7 protein-coding genes are annotated in these 3,849 nt (G+C 28.4%); all 7 read left to right on the forward strand.

The genetic code is table 11. From position 1 onward, the window contains the following. The coding region (locus tag FLACOL7796_RS24230) for a hypothetical protein (RefSeq protein WP_232067446.1) at positions 1-374 on the forward strand (374 nt) is incomplete at its 5' end. 28 nt (positions 375-402) lie between these two features. After that, a complete protein-coding gene (locus FLACOL7796_RS24235) occupies positions 403-840 on the forward strand; it encodes a GNAT family N-acetyltransferase (RefSeq protein ID WP_173973334.1) in 438 nt (145 codons plus the stop codon). An 85-nt stretch (positions 841-925) separates the two neighbouring features. Continuing rightward, positions 926-1,666 carry a LytTR family DNA-binding domain-containing protein gene (locus tag FLACOL7796_RS24240; RefSeq protein WP_173973335.1) on the forward strand — a complete coding sequence of 247 codons (741 nt, stop codon included), beginning with the start codon at positions 926-928 and terminating at the stop codon, positions 1,664-1,666. 101 nt (positions 1,667-1,767) lie between these two features. Beyond that, complete coding sequence (locus tag FLACOL7796_RS24245; RefSeq protein ID WP_173973336.1) at positions 1,768-2,349, forward strand: hypothetical protein; 582 nt, start codon at positions 1,768-1,770, stop codon at positions 2,347-2,349. A 58-nt stretch (positions 2,350-2,407) separates the two neighbouring features. Next, the gene (locus tag FLACOL7796_RS24250) at positions 2,408-2,779 is read left to right on the forward strand and encodes a hypothetical protein (RefSeq protein ID WP_173973337.1); all 372 of its coding nucleotides are present in this window, start codon (positions 2,408-2,410) and stop codon (positions 2,777-2,779) included. A 78-nt stretch (positions 2,780-2,857) separates the two neighbouring features. Continuing rightward, on the forward strand, positions 2,858-3,037 hold the full coding sequence (locus FLACOL7796_RS24255) for a hypothetical protein (RefSeq protein WP_173973338.1): 180 nt from the start codon (positions 2,858-2,860) through the stop codon (positions 3,035-3,037). A gap of 215 nt (positions 3,038-3,252) precedes the next feature. Next, positions 3,253-3,849: hypothetical protein (locus tag FLACOL7796_RS24260; RefSeq protein WP_173973339.1), on the forward strand; the 597-nt coding region annotated here is incomplete at its 3' end.

Genomic DNA, 3,849 nt, shown 5'->3' on the forward strand with positions numbered 1-3,849 from the left:
ATATTTCTATATACCCGGATTATTCTAATTATAGAGATTTGATAAATAAATCATTTATTATTAATCTGGGAGAAAACCAAAAAGTAGAATTTTATTTTGAAAGTTTAGGTTGTTTTCATTCGGCAAAAGAGAGTGTGATTATTACTAAAAAAGGAAAAGTATATTATGCTGAGATTAAAGGACAATCTAAAAAACTAAGTAAAGAGCAATTAGAAGCTTTAATAAAGATGGAATGTGAATTAGAACTTATAAAATATGGAAGCTGTACTACATCAGATCATTATGTTGTCAAAGCCGGGAAGAAAGAAAAAGAATTTTATGATGAGAGCTGTAAATGGAATGGGTGGATAAATATGTCTAAAAAGTTAAATTAATTTAAGATATATATGAAACAGTAAAGCGATGAATTCAAAAGTAGAAATCAGAAAAATCCAAAAACAAGACTTAGACTTCGTTTACAAAGCAATTTGCGAACTCGAAAATGAAGTTTTAGATTTTGAAATTTTTGAAGCCATTTTCAATGAAAACATTTCAAATCCTAAAAATTTATATTTAATAGCCGAGAACGAAATTGAAGCTTTAGGTTTTATTAGCTTTCATACACAAAACCTCCTTCATCATTGCGGATTAGTAGGTGAAATTCAGGAGTTTTTTATTCATGAAAAGTATCGTGGTCAAGGCGTTGGTCGTTTACTGATAAATGAAATTAAAGATTTTGCAGAAGAAAATAATTTAAAAAGTATTGAAGTTACAACCAATAAAAAACGTGTAGAAAATGTCGCGAAATACGAAAGCCTCGGTTTTACTTTGAGTCATAATAAGTTTACGATTTATAAGTAATCGAAATACAGCCCTGAAAGACCTGATAGGTTTTTAAAACCTGTTAGGTCTCTTAAATTGACAAATAAAAACTTTCCATAAAAAAATGAAACAACTCAATATATCCGTAAAACACAATCTGATAGTAGGTTTGCTTATCGCTTTATGGCTTTTTGTTTTTGCTTTCATTATAAAACCTTTCGATGACGGAACTATCAATTTTAGAGCCTGGTTTTTAATAAGTTTTGGTTTTAGTGTTATAGCTTTTTTATGTTATGGTCTTTTGACGATTCTTCAAAGAAACCTTTATAAAAGAATATCAAAATGGAATATCGGTTTAGAGATTACAAGTATATTTTTATTTCATTTGATTTATTTCATTGGAGTTTACACTTATTATAAAAGCCCAATTTTAAATGGCGGATATACTTTTTCAGAATTCTTTTCTATCATTTTTATCAAAGTCGCTTTAATTCTAACTCCCGTAATTATTCTCGCCAGAAGATATTTAATTAAGCTAATTCCAATACAAGAAGATGTTTTGACTTTTAGGGGAGAAAATAAATTAGATGTTTTAAAAATTAAAAAAGAAGATTTGGTTTGTATTTCAAACGCTCAAAATTATGTTGAGATTTTTTATATCGAAAACGATAAACTCGTTTCGAAATTGATACGTTCTTCGCTTAAAAAAGTGCAGGAAGCTTTTCCTTTTTTAGTTCAGATACATCGTTCGCATATTATAAATCCGATGCATTTTAAATCCTGGAGAAACCAAAATACCATTGTTTTAACTCAAATAGAACTTCCGGTTTCTAAAAGCTACAAAGAAGTTTTGTTAGCATTATAATTTCATACCTAAAACCGATAGTTTTGTACCAAAGTCAATAAAACAGACGGTTAAGAAAGATCTCAATATTAGTTTTGTCTCATCAATTTAAAAAATTAATTATGACAACAAAACAACTTTGCCTTCTCGGATTATTATTTTTCCTGATCAGTTATCTATTCTTTTCAAAAGTTTTACCGGACTTTCAAATACCAATCGATTTTGCACATTGGTTTAATTTAATCGGTGCTTGTTTTTTATTATCGTTTAATGATGTGTTTCCTAAAAACAAATTAAATTTTATTGCTTCGATTGTCACGGCTTTAGGAGTTATTGCGCATATTGGGCTTTGTACAATCGATTTTATAATGTGGAGTTTTGGTAATAACGAAGCGGCTAAAGAAGCTTTAAGCAGTCAAATCAGTAATACGCCTTCTATTTTATATCCGTTTGTTATTATCGGTCCGTCTTTGCTTTTTATTGGTTTGGCTATTCATGCCCTGAACTTTTTCAAAACAAATACTATAAGTGCTGCGATGGTTATTGTTGGCGCTGTGTCGATAGGTTTTTCTTTTTTTATTTTAAAAAACGGAATTTATATGTTGTTGAGTTGTGTGTTTTTTGTTGTGGGATTGGGATTGTTGCTTTACAGAACGGAAATTGAAAAAGGAGATACTAAACAAAAAGAGTTTACAAAATTGTAGGGTTTGTTTTAATTTGTACTTTCGTTCAGCTAAAAGATAATAATCCAACACAAATCGATTGAATAAACATCTAAAATATCTTCTCTCACTCTTTCTGGTTTTTGCCATGATTGCGAGCGATGGTACTTTAGATTCTCAATCAAAATCAGCAGATTATTATCAGTCTTCGTTTGTTGTTTTAAGAAGCGAATTAGATTTTGCAAATTCTTGGTTTTATATTTTCAAATCGTTAAAATCGACAAAGAAAACCTCGTTTTTAATTCCTGTAATTTATCTTCAATTAAAATCAATTTTTAGTTTTCAAATTAAGGTAGTATTACAATTTCAGAAACTTCTTTATCAAAATCTGACTTCATTTATAAATCAATCAGTATTTGTAAATGAGGTAATCAATTCAAAACATTTATATAAAAGTTTATACAACGCTTAAAGAATTATTTCTCTAAGCTTTTATGCGCTTCAACGCATACGATGATAAAATAATGTCTAATCATTTATCATTTACAAAATGTATAAACATAAAAATAAAACACGTTTAGAGACATCTAAGCGACCACTTCATTGGATAAAAAGAAAATTCATAGTAATAATAACCGCTTTTATGCTCGGAATGTCAAACGGAATGAATGTACACGACGAAGCTCTTAAAGGAAATCAAAACTATACAGAACAACATAAAAAGGATTGATTTTGTTATTGTGGCTCGTAATCTTTTGTCAGAGTTTTAAGCTTTGACAAAAGATTTTTATTTATAATTATCTTGTTAGTCATGTGGTTATAGATTTTGAATCATTAAACTTAAAAGAAGAGCTGTCTTTTAGCTAATAATTCTGATTAATTATCAAAATGTTAATTTATTTTTAATAGTTTTGGTTAAAATCCTATAGAACTGTTTTCCTTATTATGGATAATAAAACCAAATTCTTCAGAAGTGTAATATTGCTTCAGTTTATTCTCGTTTTTTTATTGGGTATTTTTTTACTCTTTAATCTTCAACATCAAAAAATACTTAAAATCCGATATTTGCATCCTTATGAATTTACATATGGGTTTGTTCTTCCAATGCTTTTTTTCGGTGTTAGTCTTGTAGTTTCGACTTGGTATTTATTTTCAAAGAAAGAATATTCTATAGAAAACGAAATTGATGTTTTGAAAGCTAGGCGTTTACAAAAGTTCTGGAAATTTGCGTTTTACTGGAATGTTTTTATTGTAATATTTATTGCGATTGTATCGGCAGGCATTTTTCGACAGGATCCATGTGTAATCGATCAGCCTATTCTCTTTTACATTCTGATTTATGTAAGATGCTTAATTGTTTTAATAGTAAGTATGGTGATGGCTTCCCTTTTTTTATCATCTGGAATTTACTGGAAATCAAATAAAACGCTGGCAGCTATTATTGTAATATTTAGTTTTTTTATAATTTTTATGGCGTTTATATTTGAAATTCTTTTTATAGGAGAATTTATGACAGCATCTAAAGGTTATAAGGAATATAAA

Source organism: Flavobacterium bizetiae, assembly GCF_902804475.1.
Taxonomy (GTDB): domain Bacteria; phylum Bacteroidota; class Bacteroidia; order Flavobacteriales; family Flavobacteriaceae; genus Flavobacterium; species Flavobacterium bizetiae.

Coding starts and splice junctions, on each gene's coding strand:
- FLACOL7796_RS24235 (WP_173973334.1), top strand. CDS start 403: ATGAATTCAAAAGTAGAAATCAGAAAAATCCAAAAACAAGACTTAGAC.
- FLACOL7796_RS24240 (WP_173973335.1), top strand. CDS start 926: ATGAAACAACTCAATATATCCGTAAAACACAATCTGATAGTAGGTTTG.
- FLACOL7796_RS24245 (WP_173973336.1), top strand. CDS start 1,768: ATGACAACAAAACAACTTTGCCTTCTCGGATTATTATTTTTCCTGATC.
- FLACOL7796_RS24255 (WP_173973338.1), top strand. CDS start 2,858: ATGTATAAACATAAAAATAAAACACGTTTAGAGACATCTAAGCGACCA.